This window comes from Streptococcus sp. A22, from assembly GCF_043674215.1.
In the GTDB taxonomy this organism is placed as follows: domain Bacteria; phylum Bacillota; class Bacilli; order Lactobacillales; family Streptococcaceae; genus Streptococcus; species Streptococcus suis_V.
This window is the reverse complement of sequence record NZ_JBIMJQ010000044.1, coordinates 1-5,114: the sequence shown is the minus strand read 5'-3', so window position 1 is coordinate 5,114 and position 5,114 is coordinate 1. Positions and strand designations below refer to the sequence as shown.

6 protein-coding genes and 3 pseudogenes are annotated in these 5,114 nt (G+C 38.7%); 1 reads left to right on the top strand and 8 read right to left on the bottom strand.

The window, feature by feature from the left end; translation table 11 throughout:
* The 5 genes and pseudogenes from ACHBHN_RS10950 to ACHBHN_RS10930 form a co-directional block, all read right to left on the bottom strand.
* A pseudogene (locus ACHBHN_RS10950) lies at nt 1-266 on the bottom strand (hypothetical protein); the annotation flags it as partial.
* Between the two features lies 1 nt (nt 267).
* Nucleotides 268-711 carry a hypothetical protein gene (locus tag ACHBHN_RS10945; RefSeq protein WP_044762353.1) on the bottom strand — a complete coding sequence of 148 codons (444 nt, stop codon included), beginning with the start codon at nt 709-711 and terminating at the stop codon, nt 268-270.
* 107 nt (nt 712-818) lie between these two features.
* Nucleotides 819-1,184 (bottom strand): HNH endonuclease signature motif containing protein, encoded by a 366-nt coding sequence (locus tag ACHBHN_RS10940; RefSeq protein WP_394734129.1) that lies wholly within the window; start codon nt 1,182-1,184, stop codon nt 819-821.
* 24 nt (nt 1,185-1,208) lie between these two features.
* A complete protein-coding gene (locus ACHBHN_RS10935) occupies nt 1,209-1,580 on the bottom strand; it encodes a hypothetical protein (protein ID WP_394734128.1) in 372 nt (123 codons plus the stop codon).
* A gap of 32 nt (nt 1,581-1,612) precedes the next feature.
* Nucleotides 1,613-2,146: pseudogene (locus ACHBHN_RS10930) on the bottom strand (methionine adenosyltransferase domain-containing protein); the annotation flags it as partial.
* Here ACHBHN_RS10930 and ACHBHN_RS10925 point away from each other — a divergent pair.
* Nucleotides 2,145-2,547: pseudogene (locus ACHBHN_RS10925) on the top strand (IS3 family transposase); the annotation flags it as partial. The pseudogenes ACHBHN_RS10930 and ACHBHN_RS10925 sit on opposite strands and share 2 nt — an antisense overlap.
* 96 nt (nt 2,548-2,643) lie before the next feature.
* Here ACHBHN_RS10925 and ACHBHN_RS10920 read toward each other — a convergent pair.
* From ACHBHN_RS10920 to ACHBHN_RS10910, 3 genes are all read right to left on the bottom strand, one after another.
* Nucleotides 2,644-2,943 carry a DUF5966 family protein gene (locus ACHBHN_RS10920; RefSeq protein WP_394734126.1) on the bottom strand — a complete coding sequence of 100 codons (300 nt, stop codon included), beginning with the start codon at nt 2,941-2,943 and terminating at the stop codon, nt 2,644-2,646.
* A 13-nt stretch (nt 2,944-2,956) separates the two neighbouring features.
* Nucleotides 2,957-3,256 carry a DUF5962 family protein gene (locus ACHBHN_RS10915; RefSeq protein WP_174852814.1) on the bottom strand — a complete coding sequence of 100 codons (300 nt, stop codon included), beginning with the start codon at nt 3,254-3,256 and terminating at the stop codon, nt 2,957-2,959.
* Between the two features lie 70 nt (nt 3,257-3,326).
* Nucleotides 3,327-5,114 (bottom strand): helicase-related protein (locus ACHBHN_RS10910; protein ID WP_394734124.1); only part of this gene is annotated, 1,788 nt, incomplete at its 5' end.

The following is a 5,114-nucleotide window of genomic DNA, read 5'->3' as shown; positions in this document are numbered from 1 at the left end:
GTATAAGCAATAACAATCTGGCTAGTATCAGCCTTTCCATTAACATACGGAGCAACTGCCATGGCCTGCATCCCATTGTCATTTGTTTTGTCAACATCATTATTGTTGTCTTGAACAGCTATGACTTTGTACTGTTGACCTGTCATCGGATCTTCAATCTTACTGTCTTTAACAATTACAGGAGTATCATTAGACTTAGCTTTACTGGGTTCAACATTATAAACTTCCTCAGCAAACTTTTTATAACCACTATCTTGTATCGTCATATTAATCTTCCCTGCTATCCTTTGAATAATGGATTACTAAATCATCTAATGAGACTTTATGAATATCTGATATCCTATCTTTTAGTTTAGGCATATTTTTTTTTGATAATTTCTCGATTAACTCATTATCTGAAGGAGAAAAAACAATGCCACTAATTTCATCTAAACCAGATAAACTAGAAAAAGAAAAGCCTAGCTCATTTGAATGGTTTACAATCACAGTTGTTCCCCACATCCCTGTTTCTCTTGAATGTCCCCAACCATGAAACTCAATCGTTTCAACGTCTTCGTAATCATTTACCAACATCTTGGCAATTTGGACTTCTAACTGATATTGCTGCTCCTCCTTAGAAAGTTGATTATCTCCATTCAAACTAAAAAACATCACTAATCCTCCTACTACTAAAATACCCACGATAATAGACAATAAACGTTTACCTGTCATAGCTGACCTCCTTTACTCTATTGTACACTATTTCTCTAGTATTGAGAGGGTTTTCTTAATGTTTGTATAAATAAAAACATACATACTTTTGGAACGAAACTCAAACATTAAAATCGATAAGTATATCCCACATATCGATCAGTCGTCTTGGTCTTTCTATCGTGACAGGGTTTACAAAGAGCTTGCCAGTTGTTTTGGTTCCAGAAGAGTTCTTGGTCACCTCGGTGGGGTGTGATATGGTCAACCACTATTGCCTTGGTCAATCGACCTTTGACTTTACATTGAACACAGAGTGGATGAACTTTTAAGTAACGAAGTCGTGCTTTGTTCCACTGGGCATTGTATCCTTTGGCTTTGGTTGACTTGGTATCCAGTTGGTAGTTTGCTTTATGGTTCTCACAATACTTCTGTCCATACGGTACTAGGTTAGGACAACCATTTTGTTTACAAGGTGTGCTTGGTCTTCTTGGCATTTTCCCTCCAAAGAAAAAGTACAATTATTCTAGGTAATTGTGCTTTACTAATCTATTTATTGCCCTACAAAACAACGTCCATTCTCTTGGAAAATTATTATCGCCCGAGCAATAGTAAGTTCTTCCATTCATGACAAATGATACATTCCACTGAGTACCATCTAAAATCTCCATCTCATTTGAATAATATTCCTTCCATTCAGACAGTTTCACACGTTTTAATTGATTTAAGAATAAAAATAATCGGAGATTGGAGATTGTTATTATCTCGGCTTCTGTCTCAGGAAATTTTTGGATACTTACCAATTTTTCTTCTACGTTAATATCAATTGAAATCATCGGTAACATGAAACTAAATAGTGATACGGTTATAGAAGATACTTGAAGATTGGGCATATGAACACTCCTTTTCTCTCTCAATTTTATCACTATTTCTCCCAAGGAAGATAACCTTTTGTGAAATGCCCAAAGCAAGTTGTCTTGGAGTAGTCTACATTCAAGAGATTAAGTTCCTTAATGATACCTCGTGGTGTTAAATCATAACGCTCACGAATCATTCCTTCCAGTTGTTTTGCGGTGTAGCGACTGGTTCCAAAGGTTACTACGTAAACCGACACAGGTTCTGCTACTCCAATGGCATAGGCTAATTGTACTTCACATCGTTTCGCATAGCCTTCTCTAACAATATCCTTAGCAATCTTTCGTGCCATGTACGCTGCTGAGCGGTCTACCTTGCTTGGATCTTTTCCAGAAAAAGCACCGCCACCATGATGTGCGAAACCACCATAGGTATCTGCCACAATTTTTCGACCAGTAACTCCTGCATCCGCAAATGAGCCACCAAGAACAAAACGTCCAGTTGGATTGACTAGAACTTTGAAATCTAGATTCTGACGGTAACGAAGGGCAACTGACATCATTGCCTCTGTCACAATTCGTTTCACTTTATCCAAGTCAGCCGAGTTTGCTTTGCCTGAAGGGAAACTCTACTTATCGCCTGTTCTTGACGGCTATAATAGTGAGATTATTGCTTTTACCCTGTCTCGGTCACCTGACTTGAAGCAGGTTCAAACCATGCTTGCGAAGGCTTTTCCAGCAAGTTTTATACAGTGGGACTATTCTCCACAGCGATCAAGGTTGGCAATACCAGCACCAGTCTTACCATTACTTTTTGGAAACAAAAGGCATTCGACCATCCATGTCCCGCAAAGGGAATAGCCCAGATAATGGGATGATGGAGTCTTTCTTTGGCATTCTCAAATCTGAAATGTTTTATGGACTCGAGACATCTTATCAATCACTTGACGAGCTTGAAGAAGCTATTACAGATTATATTTTTTACTACAACAACAAACGAATCTAAGCAAAATTAAAAGGACTTAGTCCTGTCCAGTACAGAACTAAATCCTTTCAATAATTATTTGTCCAACTTTTTGGGGTCAGTACAAATCAGGTAGCCCTATTTGTATTCCGTAATTCTACTTTTCACGAGGTTGGTCATAAGTCCAAGCACTAGCAGAATATTAAAAATAATAAAAAATCCTGTAAAACTCCAAATACCATTGGTGGCTAAATCTTCTGTATAGAGGTATCTCTCAGTAAAGAAGAGGTAAATTCCATAGATTTCTATAAAGACTAATCCACTGATGAGTCCGATAAGAAACAAAGCACCTGAAACTTTCACAATCCGATAAAGGACAAGCAACATCAGTCCTATTGCTATGATCATCAGAAAGCTTTGTAGAATTTGCTCCAACATCTTACACCTCTTTCTAGGCTAATTGCTTACGATAATCGTTGGCTTGTTCCTGGTCAAGTTCATCAAGTTGGGTAACCAAGTCAAGGTATTCCGTCTTCGTCACCTCATCTAAGTTTGAAAAATCATTCTCACGACTTTTGATGATGAGTTCCAGCTGTCCAGTAATTTCACGCTTTGAAAAACTGTAATCAAAGGTCTCATCTTCATACTGTTCCTTTAAAGTTTGGTAGTTTGCCCTATCTTCTGGACTTGTATAGCCTTGTGCCAACCATTCTTCAAGTTTATAACGCATTTCTTCTAGTGTTTGGGTCATGATCTATTCTCCTTTTGTGATTTCTTGACTTCATTTTACCGCGTTCAAAATTATTTGTCAGCCTTTTTTCTTATATCTCGAGTGCTATTTGTTGCTTCTTTTGGGGTGTTGTATCTTCACTAAACTTGGCCAAAGCTGCATCTATCTCTTCAATCTCTGCTTCTTTTTCAACCAAGGGAGCTAAAACATCATACTTAGCCTTTACAAGCTGATAGTCCTCTTCCTTTGGAAAGACTTTTTCAACTTCTACTTTGGCTACTCGTAGCTTATCTTTTAAATCCTTTACCAGCTCTTGCGTCTTTTCTTGGTCATCTATAATATGGTCAATGGCATTACTAATCCGTTGAATGGTTCCCACGTCTGATTTTAAATCAAGGGCGACTGTATATTGGTTATCGCCTACAATCATCAAAGAAACAGTCTCTGGCAAAGGCTCACTAGGACCTCGTGTAGTCATTTTTAAGTCAAATCCTCTAAAGTTGGCAAGTGTTCTGACTTCCTTGGTCTCTGAGCGGTTATAGGTGATGAGTTTACGCAGATAATCCCCTGCTTCAGCACGATTATCCATTGCTTGATTGTCAAATCGCATGACAAAATCTTGCGACTTTGTTGCCAAAGATTGGGCAATATCTTTATCATATTTACTCAACCGTTTTTCCATAATAGGGAGGTGCTTCTCGCTATAGGAAATTGTATGGCGATATTCATCTTTTGAGCGATTAAAAGCTCGTTTTTGATTTTCTAAAACTGTCAGTTCATTTTCCAATTCCATTTTGAGCTTAAGGTAGGGATTACCAGTGGCCAAAGCCTTAAAGTCAGAAGCAGTCATTGTTTGTTCATCAATGTCTTCAGCTGATCTCACAGGATCTTTTGAGGTCATTATCTGGGTGATATACTTTAGCTTATTCTCCTGCGTCTGCCAAAGATAATTGTCGAAGCTCCCTTTAGTAATATAGTGATAAATATCTACCTCCTGGTGCATGTTTCCCTGTCGGATGAGCCTTCCATTTCTCTGGACAATGTCTGAGGGACGCCATGGAACATCTAAATGGTGGACAGCTTTCATGCGTGATTGGACGTTTAGACCCGTTCCACCTTTTTCCGTAGAAGCCATGAGAATCCGTACTTCTCCACTATTGACCTTGCGTGACAGAGAGTTTTTCTTGTCATCCGTATTAGCGTCATGGACAAAGGCAATTTCTTCTTTTGGAATCCCTCGATCGACTAGCAAGTTCTTAAGTTCATTGTAAACATCAAAGCCATCTTCCTTACTTTTAGGGGTTCCAATATCAGAGAAAATCATCTGAGTGGCTTTATCTTCAGCTCCATCACGGTAAATCCGCTCGACATTATCGACTACTTGAAGGACTTTCTGATTATCCGATAAGGAGTAAGCAGGGTCAATCAACCGCATATCAATAGCTAGTTTTCTGGCTTCTCCAGTTATCTTTAACATGTTATCTCTACTTGGATCAACACTACCTGACTTGATAGCGTCTGAACGCTCTACCAGCTCTTCTAAATAGTATTTCTGAGCTTGCGTTAACTCGCTTTCCACCGCAATAATCTTAGCTTCAGGTACAGGTAAGTCGAGCATATCTGAGGTCTGAATATCGGCAGTTTCCTTGTAGATTCGCATGAGTTCAGGCAAGTTGACAAATTTCTTAAACCGTTTCTTAGGTTGGTATTTATCACCTGTCGGGGCTAGTTCCATGGAGTTTTCAATATTCCCAAAAGCCCCAACCCATGAATCAAAATTGGATACCTGGTATCGCTCTAAAACATCAGGTTGAATGTAATTCATCATGGTGAAAAGTTCACTAATAGAGTTAGAAACTGGTGTTCCTGTCGCAAAAAC